The 24,231-nt window shown below is 68.8% G+C and carries 23 protein-coding genes and 1 pseudogene; 14 read left to right on the top strand and 10 right to left on the bottom strand.

Features of this window, described 5'->3' with window-relative positions; all coding sequences use genetic code 11:
- Positions 1–215 precede the first annotated feature (215 nt).
- Entirely contained in the window at positions 216–1,157 is a 942-nt protein-coding gene (locus ACTWP9_RS22470) for a response regulator transcription factor (RefSeq protein ID WP_443248024.1), read from the top strand.
- 108 nt (positions 1,158–1,265) lie between these two features.
- Entirely contained in the window at positions 1,266–1,697 is a 432-nt protein-coding gene (locus ACTWP9_RS22465; protein ID WP_443248094.1) for a PPOX class F420-dependent oxidoreductase, read from the top strand.
- 22 nt (positions 1,698–1,719) lie between these two features.
- Here ACTWP9_RS22465 and ACTWP9_RS22460 read toward each other — a convergent pair whose 3' ends face one another.
- Positions 1,720–2,481, bottom strand: a complete 762-nt coding sequence (locus ACTWP9_RS22460; RefSeq protein ID WP_443248023.1) for an SDR family NAD(P)-dependent oxidoreductase — start codon at positions 2,479–2,481, stop codon at positions 1,720–1,722.
- Positions 2,482–2,592: 111 nt separating this feature from the next.
- Positions 2,593–3,090: a MarR family winged helix-turn-helix transcriptional regulator gene (locus tag ACTWP9_RS22455; protein WP_443248022.1), complete on the bottom strand. Its 498-nt coding sequence runs from the start codon at positions 3,088–3,090 to the stop codon at positions 2,593–2,595.
- 71 nt (positions 3,091–3,161) lie between these two features.
- Here ACTWP9_RS22455 and ACTWP9_RS22450 point away from each other — a divergent pair, with 71 nt between their 5' ends.
- Positions 3,162–3,965 (top strand): trans-aconitate 2-methyltransferase, encoded by an 804-nt coding sequence (locus ACTWP9_RS22450; protein WP_443248021.1) that lies wholly within the window; start codon positions 3,162–3,164, stop codon positions 3,963–3,965.
- Positions 3,966–4,058: 93 nt separating this feature from the next.
- Here ACTWP9_RS22450 and ACTWP9_RS22445 read toward each other — a convergent pair whose 3' ends face one another.
- The 5 genes from ACTWP9_RS22445 to ACTWP9_RS22425 form a co-directional block, all read right to left on the bottom strand.
- Entirely contained in the window at positions 4,059–4,622 is a 564-nt protein-coding gene (locus tag ACTWP9_RS22445) for a GNAT family N-acetyltransferase (protein WP_443248020.1), read from the bottom strand.
- A gap of 103 nt (positions 4,623–4,725) precedes the next feature.
- Entirely contained in the window at positions 4,726–5,379 is a 654-nt protein-coding gene (locus ACTWP9_RS22440) for a TetR/AcrR family transcriptional regulator C-terminal domain-containing protein (RefSeq protein WP_443248019.1), read from the bottom strand.
- A gap of 79 nt (positions 5,380–5,458) precedes the next feature.
- Positions 5,459–6,103 carry a Uma2 family endonuclease gene (locus ACTWP9_RS22435; protein WP_443248018.1) on the bottom strand — a complete coding sequence of 215 codons (645 nt, stop codon included), beginning with the start codon at positions 6,101–6,103 and terminating at the stop codon, positions 5,459–5,461.
- Positions 6,104–6,195: 92 nt separating this feature from the next.
- Positions 6,196–6,861 carry a TetR family transcriptional regulator gene (locus ACTWP9_RS22430; RefSeq protein ID WP_443248017.1) on the bottom strand — a complete coding sequence of 222 codons (666 nt, stop codon included), beginning with the start codon at positions 6,859–6,861 and terminating at the stop codon, positions 6,196–6,198.
- 73 nt (positions 6,862–6,934) lie between these two features.
- Complete coding sequence (locus ACTWP9_RS22425; RefSeq protein WP_443248016.1) at positions 6,935–8,083, bottom strand: acyl-CoA desaturase; 1,149 nt, start codon at positions 8,081–8,083, stop codon at positions 6,935–6,937.
- A gap of 397 nt (positions 8,084–8,480) precedes the next feature.
- Between ACTWP9_RS22425 and ppc the strand changes: the two genes are divergently transcribed.
- The 4 genes from ppc to ACTWP9_RS22405 all read left to right on the top strand — a co-directional run bounded on the left by ppc (position 8,481) and on the right by ACTWP9_RS22405 (position 14,910).
- The gene (ppc, locus tag ACTWP9_RS22420) at positions 8,481–11,216 is read left to right on the top strand and encodes a phosphoenolpyruvate carboxylase (RefSeq protein WP_443248093.1); all 2,736 of its coding nucleotides are present in this window, start codon (positions 8,481–8,483) and stop codon (positions 11,214–11,216) included.
- Between the two features lie 270 nt (positions 11,217–11,486).
- On the top strand, positions 11,487–11,963 hold the full coding sequence (locus ACTWP9_RS22415; RefSeq protein ID WP_443248015.1) for a hypothetical protein: 477 nt from the start codon (positions 11,487–11,489) through the stop codon (positions 11,961–11,963).
- 15 nt (positions 11,964–11,978) lie between these two features.
- A complete protein-coding gene (locus ACTWP9_RS22410) occupies positions 11,979–14,258 on the top strand; it encodes a hypothetical protein (RefSeq protein WP_443248014.1) in 2,280 nt (759 codons plus the stop codon).
- A gap of 10 nt (positions 14,259–14,268) precedes the next feature.
- A complete protein-coding gene (locus tag ACTWP9_RS22405; protein ID WP_443248013.1) occupies positions 14,269–14,910 on the top strand; it encodes a hypothetical protein in 642 nt (213 codons plus the stop codon).
- Between the two features lie 231 nt (positions 14,911–15,141).
- Here ACTWP9_RS22405 and ACTWP9_RS22400 read toward each other — a convergent pair.
- Positions 15,142–15,387, bottom strand: a pseudogene (locus ACTWP9_RS22400) (helix-turn-helix domain-containing protein); the annotation flags it as partial.
- A gap of 460 nt (positions 15,388–15,847) precedes the next feature.
- Complete coding sequence (locus tag ACTWP9_RS22395; protein ID WP_443248012.1) at positions 15,848–17,020, bottom strand: epoxide hydrolase family protein; 1,173 nt, start codon at positions 17,018–17,020, stop codon at positions 15,848–15,850.
- A 103-nt stretch (positions 17,021–17,123) separates the two neighbouring features.
- Between ACTWP9_RS22395 and ACTWP9_RS22390 the strand changes: the two genes are divergently transcribed.
- Complete coding sequence (locus tag ACTWP9_RS22390) at positions 17,124–17,699, top strand: CGNR zinc finger domain-containing protein (RefSeq protein ID WP_443248011.1); 576 nt, start codon at positions 17,124–17,126, stop codon at positions 17,697–17,699.
- 291 nt (positions 17,700–17,990) lie between these two features.
- Here the strand turns inward: ACTWP9_RS22390 and ACTWP9_RS22385 are convergent, their stop codons facing one another.
- Complete coding sequence (locus ACTWP9_RS22385; protein ID WP_443248010.1) at positions 17,991–18,506, bottom strand: hypothetical protein; 516 nt, start codon at positions 18,504–18,506, stop codon at positions 17,991–17,993.
- Between the two features lie 199 nt (positions 18,507–18,705).
- Here ACTWP9_RS22385 and ACTWP9_RS22380 point away from each other — a divergent pair, with 199 nt between their 5' ends.
- The 6 genes from ACTWP9_RS22380 to ACTWP9_RS22355 all read left to right on the top strand — a co-directional run bounded on the left by ACTWP9_RS22380 (position 18,706) and on the right by ACTWP9_RS22355 (position 24,126).
- Entirely contained in the window at positions 18,706–19,926 is a 1,221-nt protein-coding gene (locus tag ACTWP9_RS22380) for an SUKH-4 family immunity protein (RefSeq protein WP_443248009.1), read from the top strand.
- Positions 19,927–20,078: 152 nt separating this feature from the next.
- Positions 20,079–20,408: an ArsR/SmtB family transcription factor gene (locus tag ACTWP9_RS22375; RefSeq protein WP_443248008.1), complete on the top strand. Its 330-nt coding sequence runs from the start codon at positions 20,079–20,081 to the stop codon at positions 20,406–20,408.
- A complete protein-coding gene (locus ACTWP9_RS22370; protein ID WP_443248007.1) occupies positions 20,405–20,674 on the top strand; it encodes a hypothetical protein in 270 nt (89 codons plus the stop codon). Before ACTWP9_RS22375 ends, ACTWP9_RS22370 begins: the two co-directional genes overlap by 4 nt.
- A 130-nt stretch (positions 20,675–20,804) precedes the next feature.
- Positions 20,805–23,192, top strand: coding sequence for an MMPL family transporter (locus ACTWP9_RS22365; RefSeq protein WP_443248006.1), 2,388 nt, complete (start codon positions 20,805–20,807; stop codon positions 23,190–23,192).
- A complete protein-coding gene (locus ACTWP9_RS22360; RefSeq protein ID WP_443248005.1) occupies positions 23,189–23,374 on the top strand; it encodes a hypothetical protein in 186 nt (61 codons plus the stop codon). The genes ACTWP9_RS22365 and ACTWP9_RS22360 overlap by 4 nt, the downstream gene beginning before the upstream one ends.
- A gap of 5 nt (positions 23,375–23,379) precedes the next feature.
- Entirely contained in the window at positions 23,380–24,126 is a 747-nt protein-coding gene (locus tag ACTWP9_RS22355; protein ID WP_443248004.1) for a methyltransferase domain-containing protein, read from the top strand.
- Positions 24,127–24,231 lie beyond the last annotated feature (105 nt).

Genomic DNA, 24,231 nt, shown 5'->3' with positions numbered 1-24,231 from the left:
CGAGTAGAACGACTTTTGTGATTTGCCTTCCGTTGTCACAGCTCGGCCGTACTCTGAACCTTGTGTGCAGCATCGGTGGGGGCCGGTGCTGATCAGGGGGCGAGACAGCCGGGTACGACGCTCAGGGGCGGGGTAGACAGCGAACACGGCGGCGGCCGTGTCGATAGCGCGCTTTCCCGCGCATGGGCGCCGTGCCCGCACTGCCAGGGGGTGCCATGCAACGTATTCGCGTGCTGGTGGTCGACGACCACCGCATTTTTGCCGAGTCCTTGGCCGCCGCGCTCGCGGCCGAGCAGGATGTCGAAGTGGGCGCGGCGGGCAGCGGTGCGGCGGCGCTGCGTCATCTGGAACGCGGCGCGGCCGAGGGCCGCCGGTTCGACGTCCTGCTCGTGGACGCCGACCTGGGTGCGTCGCTGAACGGGACAGCACCGTCACCGTCCCACCAGGGCGCGCTGCCCGCGCCGGGGCCGGTGCCCGGCCAGGGCGGGCCGCCCCACCCGGGCATGGCGCGGTCGAACGGCGAGAAGCCCGCATCTGAACCCGCCCCTGCCCCCGGGAAACTGCTCGGCGTGCCGGACGACACCGCGGTGGGCGCGAGTGCCGCCGGATCCGCCGGCGGCGCGTCCGCAGCGGCCGACGTCCCCGCCGCCGTGGTAGCAACGGGCGGATTACCGCTGGTGGCGCGCGTGCGCGCCGACTATCCTGCGGTGCGCACCGTCGTCCTCGCCGAGCGCGACGACCCCCGGCACGCCGCTGCGGCGCTCCAGGCGGGCGCGGGAGGCTGGGTCGCCAAGGACTGCTCCCTCTCCCGGCTCCTCCAGGTGATCCGCGGTGTCCTCAAGGACGAGACGCATCTGCCGCCCGCGCTCCTCACCGGCGTCCTCAAGGAGTTGACCGCCAGCCGCAAGCACCGCACCGAGAGCGAACGCCTCGTGGAGTCCCTGACCCCGCGCGAGCGGGAGGTGCTGCGGTGCATGGTGGCGGGGCTGGGCCGCAAGGCCGTCGCGGAGCGGCTGTATCTGTCGCCGCACACGGTGCGGACCCATATGCAGAACGTCCTGGGCAAGCTGGGCGTCCACTCCACACTACAGGCCGTCGCCCTGGCCCGGCGCGCCGGGGTGGGCCCGGCGGAGCTGGAGCCGGCGGGAGCACGCTGACGCGCTTGCGCCGTGGCGTCGGGCCTGGTTGTCGGCCCCTCGCTCTAGGCTCTGCGGTCTGATCACTTCTGATCACATCGGAAGCCCGACGACCGTGGAGACATGGCAATGCAGCAGATGACCGAAGCCCAGTGGCGCGACTTCGTCCTGACGGGCACCCGCACCGGCAAGTTGGCGACCACCCGCAAGGACGGCCGCCCCCATGTCACCCCGGTGTGGTTCCTGCTGGACGACGAGGGCCGGCTGCTGTTCAACACGGGCAGCCACTCGCTGAAGTACCACGGCCTGCGCCGCGATCCACGCTTCGCCCTGTGCGTGGACGACCAGGAACCCCCTTTCAGCTTCGTGATGCTGGAGTGCGTCGCCGCGGAATTCCTCGACGACCTGGAGCTGATGCGCGAGTGGGCCGGCCGCATCGGCGGCCGCTACATGGGCGCGGACCGCGCCGACGAGTACGGGCAGCGCAACGCCGTCCCCGGCGAGTATCTGGTCCGGGCCCGCGTCGAACGGGCCGTCGCCTACGCCGACATCGCCGACTGAGGCGGGAGGGGCCGGGGCCCGCTCACACCGAGTTCTTGAAGACGCTCCAGCCCCCGTCCACCACCAGGCTCGCGCCGGTCACGAAGGAGGCGTCCTCCGAGAGCAGGAAGGCGATGGCGGCGGCGACCTCGTCGGGGCGCCCATGGCGGCCGATCACCGTCTCCGTCGCGGCCTGCCGCCGGTCCTCCTCCTCGACCCCGTCCCAGGCGGGCGTCATGACCGGGCCCGGCAGCACGGAGTTGACCCGTACCCGGGGGCCGAAGTCCGCGGCGAGCTGGCGGCCCAGCCCGGTCAGCCCCGCCTTGCTGGCGGCGTACGCGGGCCGCCCGTGCAGTCCGACCAGGGCGTGCACGGAGGAGGTCAGCACCATGGCGCCGCCCCGCTCGCGCAGATCGGGCACACAGGCCCGTACCCCGAGGAAGGCTCCGGTCAGATTCACCCCGAGCTGGGCCTCCCAGTCGGAGAGGGAGATCTCGTCTGCGGCACCGGTGCGCACCAGCGCCGCATTGCAGACGAGCCCGTCCACGGGGCCGAACCCCTGACGTGCCGTCTCCACTGCGCGGGCCCAGGCCGGTTCGTCCGTGACGTCACCGAGGACGAACGCCGCCCGGCCGCCCGAGGCCGTGATCTCCCGCGCGGTGCGGTGCGCCCCGGCCTCCTCCTTGTCGAGGATGACGACGGCCGCTCCCTCGTCGGCCAGCCGGTGCGCCGTCGCGGCACCGATGCCGGAGCCGCCCCCGGTGATGACGACCGTACGTCCCTCGAACCGCGCGCCCATGGCCATGCGCGTGATCGTACGGCCCGGAACAGGCGCGGGGTAGGGCACTTGGCCGACCCGGCCCGGTCGCGGAGGGAGCTCGGGCGGGGCGCCGCCGGGTGGGCCGGGATCCGCGGCTCAGATGGGGATGTTGTCGAACGGTGCCGTCAGCTGCCGCAGCAGTGAGGCCAGTTCGCCGCGCTGCACGGGGGAGAGCTCGGCGAGGATGGCGCGTTCCTGGTCGAGCAGTCCGGCCAGGGCGCTGTCCGCTCGGTCCTGTCCCTCGATGGTGAGCCGGACCAGCACGCCCCGCCGGTCGCTGGGGTCGGGCAGCCGTTCGACCAGCCCCTTCTTGGTGAGGCGGTCGATGCGGTTGGTCATCGTCCCGGAGGTGACCAGCGTCTGGGTGAGCAGCTGGCCGGGGGAGAGCTGGTACGGGGTGCCCGCGCGGCGCAGCGCGGTCAGTACGTCGAACTCCCAGGGCTCCAGTCCGTGCTCGGAGAACGCGATACGGCGGGCGCGGTCCAGATGCCGGGCCAGTCTGCTGACCCGGCTGAGCACCTCGAGCGGTTCGACGTCGAGGTCAGGGCGCTCCCGACGCCAAGCTGCCACCAAACGGTCGACCTCGTCCTCCATGGGATCAGTGTAGAGGTTGTGTCGACGTGAAGTCTCTTGACGTCAAGAGAGGCTGCATGCACCCTGCTGCCATGTGGGACCCCCAGCAGTATCTCCGGCACTCCGGCCCTCGCCTGCGCCCCGTACTCGATCTTCTCGCACATGTACCCGACCGACTGCCCGGTCATCCCCGCGTCCGGATCGCCGACCTCGGCTGCGGTCCCGGCGGCCCCAGCGCGCCCCTCGCCGAACGCTGGCCCGAAGCGCACATCACCGGATACGACAACTCGCCGGAGATGCTCCGCGAGGCGGCGGAGCACACCCGGCCCGGCCGCCTCGACTTCGCCCACGCCGACCTCGCCCGCTGGCGCCCCGACCCCGCCGAGAACTTCGGTCTGCTCTTCTCCAACGCGGCCCTCCACTGGGTGCCCGGCCATCAGCACGCCTTCCCCGACTGGATCGCGGCCCTGCCGTCCGGCGGCACCCTCGCCTTCCAGGTGCCCGGCAACTTCGCAGCGCCGAGCCACACCCTGCTGGCCGAACTGCGCGACTCCCCGCGCTGGCGCGACCGCCTCGGCGCCCCCTCCCGTACCGCCTCCGTCCTCACCCCCGCCGAGTACGCGGACATCCTCGCCCCGCTCGGCCCGAACGGCTGCGCCGTCGAGGCATGGGAGACCACCTATCTCCACCGGCTGACCGGCCCCGATCCCGTCCTCGAATGGGTCAAGGGCACCACACTGCGCCCCGTACTGGCCCGCCTCGCCGACGACCCCGCAGCCCGCGACGGCTTCCTCGCCGAGTACGCGGAGGCGCTACGCGAGGCGTATCCGCCCGGCGCGGACGGCACGACCGCGTTCCCGTTCCGCCGCGTGTTCGTCGTCGCGGTGAAGCGGTGAGGGGGTGCCCCTGTCCGTCGTACGCGGACTGCGGGTGAGTTGTGGTTTGTCGCGCAGTTCCCCGCGCCCCTTCGGGGCGAGGGTACGCAAGACCTACGGCTGCTGCTTCGCGGCCCGCCACTCAGGAGCTAGAACTGACCAGATCTCCATGTCGGCCCGATTGCCCCGGTAGAAGAAGCTCTCCCGCAGCACGCCGTCCCTGGTCATGCCGAGACGGCGGGCCACGGCGATGCTGGGCTCGTTCGACGAGGAGACGTGCCACTCGACGCGGTGGATGCCGCGCTCTTCGACGGCCCAGTCGATGATGCGGCGTGCCGCCCGGGTCACCAGGCCCTTGCCCACCGCCGACGGCTCCAGCCAGCAGCCCGCCTCGGCGGTGCCCTGGGCCAGGTCCATCGTGCGGAAGAGCACCCCGCCGACCAGCTTGCCGTCCGCCGTCCAGATGCCGTGGATCCGCCCGGTGTCGGTGGCGGCCTTCTCCGCGTACGACTGGAGGAAGGCGCGGGCCGACTCCAGATCCTTGTTGGCGTCCGGCAGCCCCACGTGCTGCCCGATGAACTCCCGCCCCCGCTCGATGTGGGCCAGGAACTCCTCGGCCTGCCACGGTTCGAGCGGGCGCAGCTCGGCGCCGTCGTCACCCAGGGATATCGCGAACATCCTCGTCCTCCGCAGTGAACGTGTGCACACCCAAGGGCACACTGCGGGGGGAGCTTCGCACACGCCGGCGCGCGCACCGAGGGATTTTCCGGCGCAGCGCCGCTCAGCGCTCCGTGCCGCCCTGTGCTCCCTCCAACCGGCACCCTTCCGGGGCGATTTCGCGGGCGATGCCGTCCAGGACCAGCTTCAGGCCGTGCTCGAAGTCGCCCTCGGTGAGACGGAAGGTGCTGTGCTCGCCGGTGAGGGCCGCAGCAAGGGTGGGACGGTTCGCCAACTCCTCGGGCGTGAGCGGGATCCCGGGGCCGACGGCGGTCAACGTGGCGCCCAGCGCGTACGACTCGGTCAGCAGCACGGCACGGGCCGCGTCCTGCACCGGCCAGCCCGCTGCTGTCAGCACGCTGAGCACGGTGTCGAAGCTGTCGAGGGAGCGCTGGTTGCGGGTGGGACGGTGCATCACCAGGGGCACCGCGTTGGGGTGCCGGCGGAAGGTGTGGAAGTAGCGGCGGGCCAGCCCGTCCAACTCCGCGCGCCAGCTTCCCTTCGGGCTCCAGCCCTCGTTGATCTCCTGGACGATCGCGTCCACGACCGCATCGAACACGCCCTCCCGGTCCCGTACGTACTTGTAGAGCGACGGGCTGGTCACCCCCAGGCGCTGCGCCAGCCTGCGCATCGACAGGGCCTCGATGCCCTCCTCGTCCAGCGTGCGCAGCGCCTCGTCGAGCACTGCGGTGCGGGAGATACGCGGCGGGCGAGGCATGAGGGAACTCCTGGGACTCGCGGGAGATGGCGCGCCCGATCCTAGGGGGGTACCTGGTGGGAGGGACTGCGACAGAACGTCAGAACTCGTCGAGCGCTTCCAACGTGATGTCGATGTCGAGTGCGAACGGCACGCTTACCTTGAGCCGGTCGTGATGGATGCCGGTGAGCGCATACGCCTTCGTGACCGGGTCCAACTCGTAGACCCGTACGACGGGGTGCTCATCCGCACCTGCTCGTTCCACCAGCCAGAAGTTCGGGATACCTGCTGCGGCGTACTTGTGAGGTTTGGTGTCGTGATCGCGGGCTTCCGACTCGGGGGAGACGACCTCGACTGCGAGGTGGACATCCTCTGCGGCGAACCGGGTCAAGCTCCGGTCGGTGACGGCCTTGGCGTTCACAACGCAGATGTCGGGCTCGGGAGCGTTCTTCCGGTCCAGCACGACTGCCATCTCGCGGCGCACCTTCAGAGTCTTCGGGACGCTGGTGCGCAGTCCCGCCAGCAGCAGATCGATCATGGTGCTGTGGTAGTACTGCTGCGGACTTACGAAAACCAGACTCCCGTCGATCAACTCCGTGTGCGGCGGGAGGTCGGGCAGCGTGAACAGGTGGTCCACGGTGTATCCGTCCTGAGGCGGCCTGGGCCAGCGCCTGCCGGGTTCACGCGCAGTCTGACGCTCGGGCTCGGGATCGGGCTCGTGCCCTGCGATCGGCTCGGCAGTCATTGTTCCTCCCATAAGCGGGATTCTGGCCAGCGTCTCCGCAGTAGCGGGCGGATCCGAAATGGCTCACCACAAAGAGTGACAACCGCGGAGGTTTACGACCGCCTGTGACCTATCAGCCGCGGCTTCTGTTCCAGGCCGTCGAGGCCGTGCCAGGCGAGGTTGACGAGGTGGGCCGCAACCTCGGCCTTCTTGGGTTTGCGGACATTGAGCCACCACTGTCCCGTCAGGGCGACCATGCCGACGAGGGCCTGGGCGTAGAGGGGGGAGAGCTTGGCGTCGAAGCCGCGGTTCTTGAACTCGCGGCCGAGGATGTCCTCGACCTGGGTGGCGATGTCGGAGATCAGCGAGGCGAAGGTGCCGGTCGACTGGGGGAGCGGGGAGTCCCGCACCAGGATGCGGAAGCCGTCGGTGTACTGCTCGATGTAGTCGAGCAGGGCGAACGCGGCCTGTTCCAGCAGCTCACGGGGGTGCCCTCCCGTGAGCGCCCCCGTCACCATGTCCAGCAGGCGCCGCATCTCGCGGTCGACGACGACCGCGTACAGGCCCTCTTTGCCGCCGAAGTGCTCATAGACGACCGGCTTGGACACGCCGGCCTTGTGGGCGATCTCCTCGACCGACGTTCCTTCGAAGCCGCGTTCGGCGAAGAGAGTGCGGCCGATGTCCAGCAGCTGCTCGCGGCGCTCTTTGCCGGTCATCCGGCGGCGGGCGCGCTTCTTGGGACTGCTGCTGGACGGCGGCGTCGTCTCGTCGGTCGGCACGGGGTGGGCCTTCCCTGTCGTATGGCTTGCTGGGAGCCCAGGGGTCTGGCCTGGCCCCTGGGTCAGCACAGCATCATGCCGCCCTGGCCGACTGCTCCGGACGGCGGGAGTCCGAGCCGGACGCGTCGTTGGCCGCCGAGTCCTGTTCCGAGCTGTGCGGGGCGCTCTGCTCCGGTTGTGCCGTCTGCTCCGGCTGTGCTGTCCTACGGCGCCGCGAGCTGTCCGTGTTGCGCCGCGAGTCCAGCCGGTCGTGCTTCGGCCAGCGCACGTCGTACGCCCAGCCGGCCTTCTCGAACCAGCGGATGATGCGCGCGCTGGAGTCGATCTGTCCGCGCTCGACACCGTGCCGGGCGCAGGTGGGGTCCGCGTGGTGCAGGTTGTGCCAGGACTCGCCGCAGGAGAGGACCGCCAGCCACCACACGTTGCCCGACCGGTCACGGGACTTGAACGGGCGCTTGCCGACGGCGTGGCAGATGGAGTTGATCGACCAGGTGACGTGGTGCAGCAGTGCGACGCGCACCAGCGAGCCCCAGAAGAACGCGGTCACCGCGCCCTGCCACGACCAGGTGGCGAGTCCGCCGATCACCGGCGGGATCATCAGCGAGACGACCGTCCACATCACGAACTGGCGGGAGACGGCGCGCAGCGCGGGGTCCTTGACCAGGTCGGGCGCGTACTTGTGCTGCGGCGTCTGCTCCTCGTCGAACATCCATGCGACGTGCGCCCACCACAGGCCCTTCATCAGCGCGGGGATCGTCTCCCCGTACCGCCACGGGGAGTGCGGGTCGCCCTCGGCGTCGGAGAACTTGTGGTGCTTGCGGTGGTCGGCCACCCAGCGCACCAGCGGGCCCTCCACGGCGAGCGAGCCCATGACGGCGAGTGCGATGCGCAGCGGTCGCTTCGCCTTGAAGGAGCCATGCGTGAAGTAGCGGTGGAAGCCGATCGTGATGCCGTGGCAGCCGATGAAATACATCGCGACCAGCAGCCCCAGATCCAGCCAGCTCACCCCCCACCCCCAGGCCAGCGGCACCGCGGCCACCAGCCCGACGAACGGAACGGTGATGAACAGCAGCAGCGCGATCTGTTCCGCGGAGCGGCGCTTCTCACCGCCCAGCGTCGCGGAGGGCAGTGGGTCGGGGGCCTGCGGCGAGCCGGGGCCCTGCGGCGAGTCGGCGGGGGCGGCCTGTGGCGAACTGTCGAGCACGTCCGGGCTTGTCGTCATAGATGTCCCTCATTGGACCTCGGCTTGGCTACGGTTCCGTAACCTACGGCGACGTAAGTATGGCAGCCGTAAGTCACGGGACAAGAGGGGTGCGCACCGGGGCGGGGTCCGCCGCGCTGCCCACCCCTCGGACGGGAGTCCTGTACCACGCTGAGGCCGACCTATCCTTGTTCCGTCGGACAGCGCGGTCCGCCACCTGCCCGAAGCAACCCCGCAAGGGAAGCAACCCCGCAAGGGAGCCGCACCTGTGAGCAGCGCCGACAGCAACCAGCGAACCCCCGAGCCGTCCGAGAACCTGCCCGGATCGAGTGACCCCGGGACGGTGGGAAGCGCCTCCGGCTGGAAGCCTTCCGGCGGGGTGTCCTCCGGGGAGTCACCGGGCAGCCACGGCGTCAGCGTGGACAGCGTCGACGCGGCGGCGTCGACCTCCGCGCTGCGTGCCGACATCCGCCGGCTGGGTGATCTGCTGGGCGAGACGCTGGTCCGCCAGGAGGGCGCGGAGCTGCTCGATCTCGTCGAGCGGGTACGCGCGCTCACCCGCAGCAACGGTGAGGCAGCCGCCGAGCTGCTGGGCGAGACCGATCTGGAGACCGCAACCAAGCTGGTGCGGGCCTTCTCCACCTACTTCCACCTGGCCAACGTCACCGAGCAGGTGCACCGCGGCCGTGAGCTGCGGCAGCGCCGTTCCGGGGACGGCGGGATGCTCGCCCGTACCGCCGACATGCTCAAGGACGCCGATCCGGGGCACCTGGCGAACACCGCGCGTCACCTCTCCGTACGCCCCGTCTTCACCGCGCACCCCACCGAGGCGGCCCGCCGCTCGGTGCTGACGAAGCTCCGCAAGATCGCGGAGCTGCTGGAGGAGTCCGACGGGCAGCTGGGCGGGGCCGAGCGCCGCCGTGCCGATCTGCGGCTGGCCGAGAACGTCGACCTGATCTGGCAGACCGACGAGCTGCGGGTCGCCCGCCCGGAGCCCGCCGACGAGGCGCGTAACGCCATCTACTACCTGGACGAGCTGCACCGCGGCGCCGTCGGCGACGTGCTGGAGGACCTGGCCGCCGAGCTGGAGCGCGCAGGAGCGCCGCTGCCGTCCGGCACCCGCCCGCTGACCTTCGGCACCTGGATCGGCGGCGACCGCGACGGCAACCCCAACGTCACGCCCGAGGTCACCTGGGACGTGCTGCTGCTCCAGCACGAGCACGGCATCACCGACGCCCTCGCACACGTGGACGAGCTGCGCGGCGCCCTGTCCAACTCGATCCGTAACTGCGGCGCCACACAGCCGCTGCTGGACTCCCTGGAGAAGGACCTCGCCCGGCTCCCGGAGATCAGCCCCCGCTACAAGCGCCTCAACGCGGAGGAGCCCTACCGGCTCAAGGCCACCTGCATCCGGCAGAAGCTGCTGAACACCCGCACCCGGCTGGCCGAGAAGCTCCCGCACACCGAGGGCTGGGACTATCTGGGCACCGGCGAGCTGCTGGCCGACCTCGCCCTCGTCCAGGACTCGCTGCGCGAGCACCGCGGCGGTCTGGTCGCCGACGGCCGCCTGGAGCGCGCCATCCGCACGACGGCGGCCTTCGGCCTCCAGCTGGCCACCATGGACGTCCGCGAGCACGCCGAAGCGCACCACCACGCGCTCGGCCAGCTCTTCGACCGGCTCGGCGAGGAGTCCTGGCGCTACGCCGACATGCCGCGCGACTACCGACAGCGGCTGCTCGCCAAGGAGCTGCGCTCCCGCCGCCCGCTCGCCCCGAGCCCGGCGCCGCTGGACGCGGCCGGTGCCAAGACGCTCGGCGTCTTCGAGACGGTCCGCAAGGCGCTGGAGACCTTCGGGCCCGAGGTCATCGAGTCGTACATCATCTCGATGTGCCAGGGCGCCGACGACGTGTTCGCCGCCGCCGTGCTCGCCCGCGAGGCCGGGCTGATCGATCTGCACGGCGGCTGGGCGAAGATCGGCATCGTGCCGCTGCTGGAGACCACCGACGAGCTGAAGATCGCCGACGAACTGCTCGACGCGATGCTCTCCGACCCCTCCTACCGCAAGCTGGTCTCGCTGCGCGGCGACCTTCAGGAGGTCATGCTCGGCTACAGCGACTCCTCCAAGTTCGGCGGCATCACCACCAGCCAGTGGGAGATCCACCGCGCCCAGCGCCGCCTGCGTGACGTAGCACACAGGCACGGCGTGCGATTGCGGCTCTTCCACGGCCGGGGCGGCACCGTCGGCCGCGGCGGCGGCCCCACCCACGACGCGATCCTCGCCCAGCCCTGGGGCACCCTGGAGGGTGAGATCAAGGTCACCGAGCAGGGCGAGGTCATCTCCGACAAGTATCTGGTGCCCTCCCTCGCCCGGGAGAACCTGGAGCTGACCGTCTCGGCCACCCTCCAGGCGTCGGCCCTGCACACCGCGCCCCGCCAGTCCGACGAGGCGCTGGCCCGCTGGGACGCCGCCATGGACACCGTCTCCGACGCGGCGCACCGTGCCTACCGCAAGCTGGTCGAGGACCCGGACCTGCCCGCGTACTTCTTCGCCTCCACCCCCGTCGACCAGCTCGCCGAGCTCCATCTGGGCTCCCGCCCCTCCCGCCGCCCCGACACCGGCGCGGGCCTGGACGGGCTGCGGGCCATCCCGTGGGTGTTCGGCTGGACCCAGTCGCGGCAGATCGTCCCCGGCTGGTTCGGGGTCGGTACGGGCCTGAAGGCCGCCCGTGAGGCCGGGCTCGACAGCGTGCTCGAAGAGGCGCACACGCACTGGCACTTCTTCCGCAACTTCCTCTCCAACGTCGAGATGACGCTGGCCAAGACGGATCTGCGGATCGCCCGCCACTACGTCGAGACGCTGGTCCCCGAGGATCTGCGGCACGTGTTCGCCACCATCGAGGCCGAACACGCCCGCACGGTGGAGGAAGTGCTGCGTATAACAGGCGAGAGCGAGCTGCTGGAGGCCAACCCGGTTCTCCGGAAGACGCTGAAGATCCGCGACGCCTACCTCGACCCGATCTCCTACCTCCAGGTCTCCCTGCTGCACCGCCAGCGGCAGGCGGCGGCACTGGGCAAGGAGCCGGACGAGAACCTGAGCCGTGCACTGCTGCTGACCGTCAACGGCGTGGCGGCCGGCCTGCGCAACACGGGCTGACGTCCGGCCGGGGGCCGGGGGCCGGGGACTGAGGGCCGAGGGCTGAAGGTCGAGGGCCTGAGGGCTGTCTCAGAAGCTGAGCAGCGCCCAGGCCCTCCCGTGATTCAGCGCCACCAGACCGGCCCGCACAAGGAGCAGGAGCCCACGCTCAGCCACTCTCCTGACTCTTGGTGACCTCTCCACTACACTCGCCGGTAACTGTCCGGGGGGGCGCGCTCACGCTACGCGCGTCCGCGTGCCGGTGAGCGAGGGGGAGAGGGGCGGCGCTGTATGTCGTTCAAGAACGAATGGGAACAGCACAAGCAGAACGGGGGGTCACCGGGACTCCAGCTCAACCAGGCAACCACTCCGGATCTTGGCCCTGGCGGCGGAAGGCGGACGGACGGTTCCGGCTGGCTGGTCGTCAAGGACGAGGAACTGGGCAAGATCGGTCATGCCGCCTTCGGCCTCTACCAGGGGCTGAAGAAGAACGCGGACATCGAAAACGCCGGGGACAAGGCAGCGATCACCCGGGCCGCCGCGCACTTGAGCGCGCACTCCTTCCTGCTGGGCAAGGCCCTCGGCCGCACGGCGGAGGTGTGGGGCTCGCAGCTCAAGACGGTGATGCAGGGATGCGCGCACATCTCCAACCACCTGGACTACTCGAAGAGTTCACAGAAGGAGGAGGACAGGAAGATCGGCGCGCAGATCTTAGGGAAGGACGGCACGGCTCTGCCGCCGTCCAAGATCTCCCGCCTGCTGGGCTGAGGGGCGGAAGGCCGTATGCCGGAATCACAGCTCACATACACGGACCTGATCACCGTCAACTTCGGCAGCTTCGGTGCGACCGTGGGGGACTGGAAAAGAGTCCAGAGCGCGCTGAAGCGGTTAGCGAAGCAGGCGCGCAGCGACATGCGGGCGAAGTCGGAGAGAGCAGACTGGGCGGGCGCCAACGCCGACGCGGTCCGCCCCTTCATCCGGAAGATCGCGAATGAGGTCGGCGACCTCCACACCGAGGCCCAGAGCATCTGGAACGTCATCGACGACGCCCACCGCGAACTCGTCAGGATCCAGGGTCGCATCGAGGACGAGCGGGAGAGGGCGAAGCGGAAACAGATCTCGATCAAGGACAACGACGATGGAACCGTCACCTGCGACTTCGCGGCCGGCACAGACGGGGCCACGACAGCCAGCGGCTACTACGTCGGCGGATCCGCGGACTCGGACAAGCCCAACGAACCCCGCAGCAAGGCCGACCGTGAGGCGAGGGACGACATCCAGTCCCGCATCAACCACCTCATCGGCAAGGCCCGCGAAATCGACGCCTCAGCGAGCCGCGCCCTCCAGCGCAGCCACAAGGGCGACCGGCACAACGCGGGGCACGCGTCGTACAAGTCCCTGGACCACGCGCAGGCATCCGAGGCGAAGGGACTGGCGGAAAAGCAGCTGAAGCTCTACCGAGAGGGCAAGGAACTCAGCAGCAAGGACCTCGCCCGCCTGGCCGAAATCACCAAGTACAACGCCAGGGACGCGGAGTTCAGCACGACCTTCTACCGCGACCTGGGTCCGAAGAAGGCGCTGCTCCTCCATGCCCAGATGGGCATTGATGCCTCGACCGACGGCGGAGAACACCGCCTGGAGCTGGCCCGCACCGTCCAGAATTCCATGGGAACGGGACTCGCGACGGCCACCCAGACCCCCGGCAACCCCCTCGGCGCCGACGGCGACCGCACGCATCTGGGCGAGAACTGGATCGCCACTCTCAAGCGGGTGGGCAAGGACGAGCTCCCCCTCAGCAACGGCGGCAACCAGCGGACACTGGGATATCAGGTCCTCGGGAACGTTCTGCGGCACGGCGAATACGACAAGAAATTCCTCAACGTCGTCGCCAACGACATGGTCACGTACGAGCGCAAGCACGGCGGCCCGGGCCGGGCCTGGCCACTGCCACTGACCCCCGAGAACGGGGGGCCGGACCTCAACCTGGACAAGGGTAAGGACCGGGGTTTCGACCCCATGACCGGCCTGATGAAGGGGTTGGGACACAGCCCGGATGCGGCGACTGAGTTCTTTCGGGGGTCAACGGAGGCTGACGGTAAGGAAGTCGACAACTTCGATTACTTCCTGGGCGACGAAGAGGGAAAGAAAGTCCGGGACTGGCCGACGGGCGATTCCGGCAAGGACGCCCTCGGCGGTGCGCTTGAGGCAGCCACGACGGGGCGCCCGGCGGGGGATGAGGGGAAGCCGGTAAAGCACACCGAGGAACAGGCGGCTCTTTTTTACGAGGTGGTGGAGCGTCTCGGCAGTAAAGAAGGCTTCTCGCTGGTGCGACATGACGGCGAGTTGGCTCCGCTGCAGGGGCATATGGGAGCAATGGCCGCTGACTATATGCGCGGAGTGCACAGGGGGATGACAGATTCCCCCGGTGGAATGATTGGTATGCGCGGGGCGGATCCGGGACTGGGCGAATTGGGTGGGGATGCTCTTAAGCGATTTGTCCGTAGCGCTTCACAGGACTCCGATGGATACGCATCAATCATGCATTCCTCTCATGTCGTCTCGCGAGAGTCGATCCAGGAAGCGATGACCCATCCGGCCTCAGACCACAGTCCGTCAGAAGCGGCTTCAATGGGCGCGGAGCCCGGAGCGAAAGTAGCTGCCGCAGCCTCCGAGGGACGAGTGGATGGCATCGAGGCTGCCGAAGACAAGATCGGGGCAGCCGAGCGCTACAACGAGTCGCTCGAAGCAAAACAGGAAGTTGTCGGGCAGATTGTGGACGTGGGCGTGGGGATGATGCCGAGGGGCGGGGAGGCAGTGGGGCTCGTGGTCGGCGAGATCCAGGACGCCATCTTCAACGGCTACAGAAAAGATCCGGAGGAGATCGCGGAGCAGGTTCAAGAAAGCCGCAGGGATGTCCTGGCAGGAGAGCGCAAGCGGGAAGGGGAAACAATGGAAAGGATTACGCGAAGCGCTGGCCAGGGCGCAGGGCTGGATCCCCGTTCAGTTGACTGGGCGGCGTCCAGAGTGCATAACGATGTTGAACGTGGGTTCCCGGACAAGTAGTGGAGTCGACATGCCGGGCAAGCGAATCCTCGCAATTTGTGGGGTAATGGCTCTTGTTATCGCAGGATCAATGACCTGGTGGCTTCAAGGGAGAGGGGAGGAAAACCTGGGGGTGCCTGAGAAGGTGTGCAACGAGAGCTTCTCCGGTGATGAAGTGGAACCCCTTTTCCCAAGCGTGAATGGAGAGTTGGATTCCCTGGTCCGGGAGAGCTTTCCGGGGCCGTTTGAGAATACCTCTGGATTCAGCGCATCGACTTCCTGTGAAATGACAATAGATGGCCATGGCGTCAGCTTCCGGGTGAGCCATCCGAGCTACTCGGATCCGCCTGGCCGGATGGCCAAGGAGTACGAATATATCGCCGAGCTTGGAGATGTGTATGGCGCGTACTTCCCCAGGGGGGGAACGCTGAGGACAGTTGTGCGCTGCCCGGTTCCTGGCAACGAGAGGGACAAGCTCGTGATTGTCACGGGAGCGGACGTTGCTGAGCGGGGAAGTGATGCGTATGAGGGATTTGATAAGGGTGTGGGGAAGCTCGCTCAACTGAGTGGGTACGCTACGCGAACGCTCGCTCGGAAGGTCTACAAGTGCAAGGGGGCAGGTGAAATCCCCCGGGGCCCAGTAAGGATAAAGCCCGGTAAAGGGGGTAGCTGAAGGGCGGAAATGGTGAATATTTCTACGCGTCTGACCGTAGCGGTGGTAGCAGTTCCAGTACGTTTGCGCTGGCTGAGTGCGGAGCTGATGGCGGGTCCGGCACCAAAGAGAATATCGAGGGTGCGAAGAATCTTCTGAGCTCGTAACACGATCTTGTTGAAGGTGTTCTGGCCGAGCGTGGGTGTCGTGAGTGTTCCGCCCGCACAGCGGATTCGACGCCCAGTTCCATCATCAGGTTTGGCTGAAGGTGCGTCGGTAGGCGCCGGGTGTGGTGCCGAGATGGGCCCGAAAGCGGCGGCGCAGGTTGACTGCTGAGGTGAGTCCGACGCGGGTGGCGATGGCTTCGCCCGGCAGGTCGGTCTGTTCCAGCAAGACACGTGCCGCGTCGATGCGTTGGTCGAGCAGCCACTGCCCTGGGCTGGTGCCGAGTTGTTCGGTGAAGCGTCGGGCGACGGTCCGGCTGGAGAAGAGACCTGCATTCGTTTGCCGGATCAGCTCGCCATGCTGTCAGCTACAGCTCCGCCTGCACTCGCTGGCGGTACTGGAAACTCCGCGAGCCCTCCCCTATGGATGTGGGCCCCCGGCAAGTCCAACGAGATCAAATCCCGCGTCGGCTTCCAGTCCCACAACGTCCCCCACCGGCGGCACCCCCATGACACCGGCCCCCGCCGCGAGCGGTGGGAGCCGCCCTCCAGATGGTACGAACCCCGCATTACCGGTTCTTCGCAGTTGAGGGTGTAGTCGGGCGTATTGGCGGGTGGGCGTCGAGGTCTACCTTCCGAAAGACCTCGACATGCTCCACGCTGTCTTCGCCGCGGCCTGTCCGACCACGTTCTGCCGTCTCGATGAACTCGGTCGGGGTGAACTCGGTCGGGAAGCCGTCGGGCAACGCCTTGAGCCGGATCAGGCGGTGATGGAGGCCGACACCCAGCCGCGTTCACCGATTGGCGGCCAGCACTGCCGCGAGGCCCTCTTGCAGGTCCTTGACGAAATACTCGGGAACCTCCAGCGCCGGGAAATGCCCCCCGTTTTCGGGCGTCCTCCACCGGACGATCTGTCGGTACCGCTCCTGTGCCCAGGGGCGCGGGCACTTCTCGACGTCGCGGGGATACATAGTGAGTGCTGAGGGGACGTCGACCCGAAGTTCGGGGTCCAGCGAGTTGTGGCTTTCGTAGTAAATGCGGGCCGCCGATGCGCCGGTCCGCGTCAGCCAATACAGGGTGACGTCGTCGAGAACGCGATCTCTGGAAATCGTCTCGAACGGGCTGTCCTCGGTATCTGACCACTCGGCGAACTTGTCGAGGATCCAGGCGAGAAGCCCGACCGGTGAGTCGACGAGCGAGTAGCCGATGGTCTGCGGACGGGTCGCCTGCTGCTTCGCGTACGCCGCGCGGTGGCTCCAGAAATCGCGGGTTTCCTCGACCCACTCGCGCTCGACCTCCGTCAGTCCATCCGTTGTCAACCCGGGCGGTCCTTCCGCGAACGTTGTGTGGATGCCGAGAACGTGCCCCGGGAACCTGCCGCCGAGAACCGTGGTGATATTGCCTCCCCAGTCGCCGCCGTGGGCTACGAACTTGCTGTAGCCGAGCCTTCCCATCAGTTCCACCCACGCGGCCGCGATCTTTTCGGTTCCCCAGCCGGTGGTGGCCGGCTTGTCGCTGTAACCAAAGCCCGGCAGCGACGGGGCAACCACGTGGAACGCCGGCGCGGCTGCGTCTTTCGGATCTGCCAACTCGTCCACTACATCGATGAACCGGGCAATGCTGTCCGGCCAGCCGTGCGTCAGGATCAGCGGAGTGGCATCCGCGCGCGCGGATCGGCGGTGCAGGAAGTGGATTCCCAGATCATCAATGGTCGTACGGAACTGGCCGATCTGGTTGATGCGCTCTTCGAACGACCGCCAGTTGTACCCGGTGCGCCAGTAGTTCACGACATCGACGAGGTCGGCGAGCGGAACGCCCTGTTCCCATCGGCGAGGGTCGGGCGCGGCGCGATGGACCGTCTCGGCCTCCGGCAGCCGCGCCGCGGCCAGTCGCGCGCGCAGATCGTCGAGGTCAGCGTCAGTTGCGTGGGCTTCAAATGCTTGCACGTCGCTGGTTGGGCGGGGCATGAGACCTCCTGGCCATCGCGGAACCGGCTACGACCTGTCGCGAACCGGCTAAGACGGTTCTAGCATGTCTACGTGTCGGCGAGCAACCAGCTAAGGTGGTTCCATGCGTACTGGCTTCCCTGACTTCCGCCTCGGCAGCGTGCTGGCGACCAGCTTCACGGGCACTCTGTCGGAGCGTCATGGCGACGCTGTGGAGCGCATTCCCACGCCGCAGCGACTCGTCGACTGGCTGGCGGTGTACGGCCTCGCCGTGGACTCCTGCACCACCGCCCAGCTCGACCTCGCTCGGGAACTGAGGGAGTCGATTCACGCCGCCGCGACAGCGGCCGCGATCCAGGACGCTCTCCCTGCGTCTGCTGTCCAAGTCATCAATGACTTCAGCGCTCAGGGTCGGGCCGCGGCGATCCTGACGCCCGAGGGCAATCGTCAATGGCGGCTCAGCTCGGCTTCCTGCGTGGAAGATGCCCTCAGCGTGATCGCCGCCGACGCGATCAGCATCATCGCAGGCGAACGAGACGGAAAATTGGCCCTGTGCGCATCGCCAACCTGCCAAGCTGCCTTCTTCGACACCAGCCAAAGTCGCAGCCGCAAATGGTGTGACATGAACACGTGTGGGAATCGTCAGAAGAAGGCGCGCTTCACTGCCAAACAGCGCAAAAACCCCAGCTCAGCGGAGTGATCGTTACCTCGGTACATCCAAGTGGGCCCCACGCCTCGAAAGCCGACGGTCGGCACGGCGAGGCCAGCCACGAAGGCGGTGGGTCAGGCGGCAGGAACGGGGATGTCCACCGGGCTGACAACGGCAAACCGGGGTGACAAGGGCAAGTGGTACCGACCGCGACTGAGCTGTCTCTCGTTCATGAGGGCGGTCAGGACGATGGCGCAGGCCAGCGCACTGGGGCACCGCGATCGTCGTCGGTACCCGGACCGCGCCGCGCGCCCCGGCGTACCCGGACCTTCTTCTGGGACATCAGAAGCTGAGCAGCGCCCAGGCCCCGCCCATGATCAGTGCCCCGCACACCCCGGTGAGCAGGGCCGTCTTCCGCATCCGCAGGCCGCCCGCGATCACCAGCGAGGCCAGCAGCAGCGCACCGCCCAGCGGCACCCACGCATACAGCACCCCGGCGGGCCCGGTCCGTATGACGTGGTCCGTACCGGGCTGTACGGCCACATCGAGCGTCTGGCCCTTGCCGCCGGAGACGAACTCGGAGACGGTCACCTTCTCGGGCTTCGACGTCTTCTTGTTGAGGAACGTCCCGGTGCACTCGTCCTCCCCGCACTTCTTGACGGTGACGGTGCCGCGCTCGGCCCCCGACATGGCGGTGTTCGCGGTGTCCCATGACGTCCACACCCCGGCCACCACCAGCACCAGCGCAATCAGCGCCATCAACCCGGCCCGCGCCAGCAGCAGCATCCCGAAGGCGCTCTCGCCGAGCCGCCGCATCCGGCTGCGCCTGGCGTTGGACTGTGCGGCTCGTGAAGACATGGCGGAGATCCTGGCCACTTGACGGTAGTCGGTCAACCTCGGCTGACCGGCTTGCGCATGCTTGGGTCACTATCGGAGTCGCGTCTTCCGGTGCCGAGGGGCAGACTGCTCGCGATTCCGGGGATGCGATTCCGGAGATGCGAGGTTCCGCAGATGCGGCATTCCGGAGATGCGCGGCTCCGGGGACGAGGGGGATGACATGGCGGCGGACTCACCCACGCGTCCATGGCGTCGCCTGGACGCTGCATCGCTCCCCGAGACCCTGCGGCACGAGCCGAGCCGGCGCTTCCTCACCGAGGTCGGCCTGCCCGAACAGGCCGCGGAACTGGACTTCACCAGCCTCCGGGACGGACACCTGCCACCGCTCACCGAGGACGTGTCGGAGGACGGCGCGCCCGTCGCACTCGACGGACGGTTCCTCGTTCTCGGCCGCACCGACCACTGGGAGGCCCGGCTGGTGCTCGACGGCGACGGAGGCGGAGTGCACCTGGTCGCCTGGGAGGGCGAGGACCTGTGCCACGACCTGATCGCTTCCGGGCTGCCCGAACTCGCCGGGCTGATCCGCGAGATCGAGGCCGTCTCCGGGAGCCCTCGCGACCCCGTACCACCAGGTCAGCAGCGCGGGATGGCCGCTTTGGCGCGGATACGCGAGGAGACCGCGCGGCGGCTGCGCCGTATCGACCCGCGCCTGTATGCGCTGTACGACGCGGAAGAGCCGGTCCGCGAGCCCGCGCACTGGGGCACCGCGCTGCTCGTACGCACCCTGCACCGGGCGGCACGGCCGGGCGCGCCGGGGGAGCTCGCGTACGAGATCGAGCCGGAGATGGTCGCAGAGCTCGCCGAGGGCGGAGGCGGAGGCGGCGGCGGGATACGCCGGTTCACCGAGGCCGAGCTCCCCGCCGGGCTCACCCACGCGCCCACCCGCCGCCTGCTCACCGAGATCGGACTGCCCCGCGCGGCTGACATGTACGCCCTCTTGGACGGCCCCCTGCGCACCATGGCAGAGGCCCACCCGCACTACTTCGAGGCCGACGCCGAACTGCCCACCCGCGGTTACCAGCGCGACTTCTTCGCCCTCGGCTGGTGGGCGCCGGACCTCGCGCTCGCCCTGGACGGGGCCACCGGCTGCGTGGAACTCCCCGACTGGTACGACCACGGGAGCCCCGCCGCCTATCTCCACCAGGACCTGTCGGCCCTGTTGTTCGCCTGCTGGACCTACCAGCAGGCGCACCGTGCCTGGGCCCGCTGGGACATCGGCGCGGGCGGCGAGCCCGCGCCCTGGCTCGTCTACTCCCCGAAGGACCTCCTGGAGTGCCGGGTGGCCTCCCTGGTGGAAGCCGTCGACCCCGCCGCATGGGCCACCGAGTGGCACTGGTGGTCCCAGATGGAGAACGACGACCACACCGGTGGCCTGCTCTGATCCTGATATCGCTCCTGATGCTTCGTCTTCCGCGCCTCAGGGTCCGCTCGGCCCGCGTATCAGGGTCTGCTCAGGGTTCCGTCGCCGGCCAATGAGCGCAAGCACCTGCTAACCTTTTTTTGCATATGCTGCTGCTGGTGCTGGATGGTGCGATGAGAGACCCCACGTCGACGGGCGACGACCTGGTGCGGGTGCTGGCCACCCTCTCCAACCCGCACCGGGTGCGTGTCGTAGCGGCTCTCGCGGGCGGGCGGAACTACGTGAGCCGGCTGGCGCGCGAGCTCGACATCAGCAGGGCGCTGCTCCAGGTCCATCTGAAAAAGCTGGAGGCGGCCGGTCTGGTCTCCTCCCAGCTGGAGCTGTCGGAAGACGGAAAGGCAATGAAGTTCTACGAGGTGAACCCTTTCTCGGTCCACCTGACACCGGAACTCCTGGCGAGCGCCGCCGAGACGCTGACCATCGAGAAGGGAACACCGCGATGAACGAGCACGAGTGGCAGGAAGTCATAGGCACCATCGGCATGTTCACTCTGCTCATTGCCGTGGTCGTCACAGTCATCTGGCAGACCGCCGCCGGGCGGCGGGCCAAGGCTCAGCTGGCCGGGGAGAGCGAGTACAAGAAGCTTGCCGAAGCCGCTGCCACCAGACAGCAGCGGATCGAGGAGCAACTGACCGAGATCGGCAGCCAGGTCTCCGATCTGCGGAGCCGAACAGACACGATCGAACGGGTCCTCAAGGACGTCGAATAGCCCCTTTCCGCCCGTGGACACCCCGGGCCGTCGAGCTGCAACTCGACGGCCCGGGCAACGGGGAGCCGAACCACCTCGCCGCAGGCGAGTTTGCGCAGGAACACTCCACCGAGAAAGAGGAGAGCAGCTCATGCTGCCCAAAAGCAAGTCTGTCCACAGCCCACCCGACAGCACCGCCGCGGGCAGTACCAGCAGTGCGGATGGCCGTGCGGACGGCAGCGCGGACGGCAGCGCGGACCCCGCGGACGACTCGGGCGGCGAGCGCCTGCCGACCGGTTCGGGGACGGTCACGCCGGAGCGCCGGGGAATGATCGAAGCGGTGGCCGTGTGGTCCACCCGCCACCGCACCCTGGCGATCAGCGGGTGGCTGGTGCTGGTCGTGCTCGCCGTACTGTCCAGCATGCCGGTGACGGGGGAGCCGGCCCGCTCGGTCGACCCCGGTGAGGCCGGTCGTGCCCAGCAGCTGGTGGAAGCCCAGCGCAGCGGTGACTCGATCCGGGAGAACGTGCTGATCCGGTCCCGTGCTGCCGACGGCGACCGGCAGTTCGCAGCCGATCCCGAACTGCGTGCAGCCACCGAGGACCTGGTGGCCGAGCTGCGCCGGGCGCCGGGCGTGGTGCGTGACCTCGGCTCCCCGCTGGAGGGCCAGGGCCGGCGCTGGATATCGAAGGACGGCAGCTCCGGGCTGGTGACCTTCGAAGTGGCCGGTCCTGACGACCGGTTCGAGAAGCACTACGCGGCTGCCGTCAAGGCCGTGGAGCAGGTACGGGAGCGCCACCCGGGCGTACGGCTCGCCCAGGCGGGCGACCGTAGTCTCTCCGAGGCGGTCAACGAGGGGATCAAGGACGACTTCACGCGTGCGGAGACGACCTCCCTGCCGCTCACGCTGCTGGTCCTGCTGGCCGTCTTCGGTTCGCTGATCGCTGCCGGGATACCTCTGCTCCTGTCGGCGACGACTGTCGCGGCCGCGTTCGGGCTGCTGCAACTGGTCAGTCACTGGGTGCCGTTCAACAGCGCCGCCTCCTCCATCGTGCTGCTCATCGGCATGGCGGTAGGCATCGACTACTCGCTGTTCTCGCTGCGCCGGGTACGCGAGGAAAGGGCGGCCGGACACTCGGTGCCCGAAGCGCTGCGGATCACGGCACGTACCTCCGGCCATGCCGTCGTGGCCTCGGGCTTGACCGTGATGGTCTGCATGGCCGGGCTGCTGTTCACCGGTGTGGACGTCTTCAAGGGCCTGACCGCCGGAACGGTCCTGGTGGTCGGCCTGGCGGTGCTCGGCTCGGTGACGGTGTTGCCCGCGCTGCTCGCCGCACTCGGTGACCGGGTCGACAAAGCGCGGATTCCCTGGCTGGGCAGGCGCAGGATTGCGGCACAGGAGTCGCACTTCTGGGGGCGGGTGGCGGGCTGGGTCGTACGGCGGCCGCTGATCGCCGGAACGTCGGCGGCCGTGGCACTGCTGGTCATGGCGCTGCCCGCGCTCGGTATCCGGCTCCAGGACGCCGCCGTCACGGCCAGCCTGCCGCCCGGCGTCTCGGCGGCGGTGGACGCGGCGACCGAGATGCAGGAGCAATTTCCGGGTTCGGCCACCGCGGCCCGGGTGGTCATTGACCGTACGGACGGCGCGTCGGCCGACACCCCCCGGGTACGGGAGTCGATCGCCGAGCTGCACGAGCAGGCCGCCGACAGCGGCGGCGCGCTGCGGGAGCCGATCACGGCCGTGCCGGTCGGCGACGCCATGGTGGTACGGGTACCGCTCGCGGGCGCCGTCACCGATCCTGCCGCGGACCGCGCCCTGACGACCCTGCGCGATCAGGCGCTTCCGGGCGCCTTCGGCACGGTGGAGGGCGTCGAGTACGCGGTCGCGGGCAAGACGGCCATGCCGCACGACTTCGCGGAGCGGGTGAACAGCCGGACCCCGGTCGTCTTCGCCTTCATCCTCGGACTCGCGTTTCTCCTGCTCATGGTGGTGTTCCGGTCGTGGACCATCCCGCTGGCGTCGATCCTGCTCAATCTGCTGTCCATCGGCGCCGCGTACGGTGTGCTGGCCTGGGTCTTCCAGGACGGCAACCTGGAAGCACTGCTGGGATTCAACTCCTATGGTGGCGTGGTCAGTTGGCTCCCGCTGTTCATGTTCATCATTCTGTTCGGCCTGAGCATGGACTACCACATCTTCATCCTCAGCCGGGTCAGGGAGCGATGGCTCGCGGGTGCGGGGCCGCGCGAGGCGGTCGTCGGCGGAACTGCCGCCAGCGCCGGTGTTGTCAGCGGTGCGGCACTCATCATGATCGGTGTCTTCTCGGTCTTCCTGACCCTGTCCGCCATCGAGTACAAGATGCTGGGCCTCGGTATGGCATCGGCCATCCTCATCGACGCGACCGTCGTGCGCGGTGTGCTGCTGCCGGCCGTGATGTCCCTGCTCGGCGAGCGTGCCTGGCGGCTGCCGCCCCCGCTCCGACGAGGCCCGGGCAGGTCCGCGCCGTCGGCTCACGGGCCCCGGACACGTGTGCCCATGTGACAGCTCGGCAGCTGCGGCAGTCCGCGGCCCGCGGCGCGCAGCCCCGCATCACCGCAGTGGCGGGGCTGCGGCACCTCGGACAACGACTGGCAGCCATCGAGGAGTTGCTACTGGCCGACAGGGTGACAGCCGCTGATATGGACGCGCAGAGCCACCCGGCGGGCACGCCTTTCGCATACTGACCGGCATGGCCACCTACGACACGCTGGGCACGACGTATGCCCGGACACGACAGCCCGATCCGCGGATCGCCGCGCAGATCCACGCCGCACTCGGAAACGCCTCCGACGTGGTCAACGTCGGAGCGGGAAGCGGCTCGTACGAACCGCCGGAGACGGTCCTCGCGGTCGAACCCAGCCAGGTCATGCTCGCCCAGCGCCCGCCGGAATCCGCGCCCGCCGTACAGGCGGTCGCCGAGCACCTCCCGCTGCGCGACAACGCCGCCGACGCCGTCATGGCGCTGCTGACCGTCCACCACTGGGCCGACCTGGCAGCCGGAATCAGCGAGCTGCGCAGGGTCGCCCGCCGCCGGATCGTCATCCTGACGTGGGACCAGGACATCTTCCGCGAACGGTTCTGGCTGGTGCGGGACTACCTCCCGGAGGCTGCTGCCTTCGACGACACCCGCGCCGTCCCGACCGGCCGACTTGCCGACCTGCTCGGCGGGGCGCGCCGACAGCCGGTCCAGGTCCCCCATGACTGCGCGGACGGATTCGGCGCCGCGTTCTGGCGCCGCCCGCACGCCTATCTCGACCCGCAGGTGCGCGCGGGGATCTCCATGCTCGCCCAGACCGGAGAGGACGCCGTCGCCCCCGGTCTGAACCGCCTCGCCGACGACCTGACGACCGGCCGCTGGCACACCCGCTACGCCGAGCTGCTCGCGCAGGAAACCCTCGACGTCGGATACCGGTTGCTGGTGGCCGAAGGCCCGTAACTCCCGTGCCTGCGAAGGCCCATCCCCCGTACCCGGAGTGCCGTAATCCTCTCCCCAGAGAGTGACAAGGCCACTACTCTCCCCGAGAGTGCCTGTACGTAACAG

Origin of the sequence: Streptomyces sp. 3N207 (assembly GCF_052246355.1) — a bacterium.
GTDB lineage: Bacteria > Actinomycetota > Actinomycetes > Streptomycetales > Streptomycetaceae > Streptomyces.
This window is presented reverse-complemented; position numbering and strand designations above follow the sequence as displayed.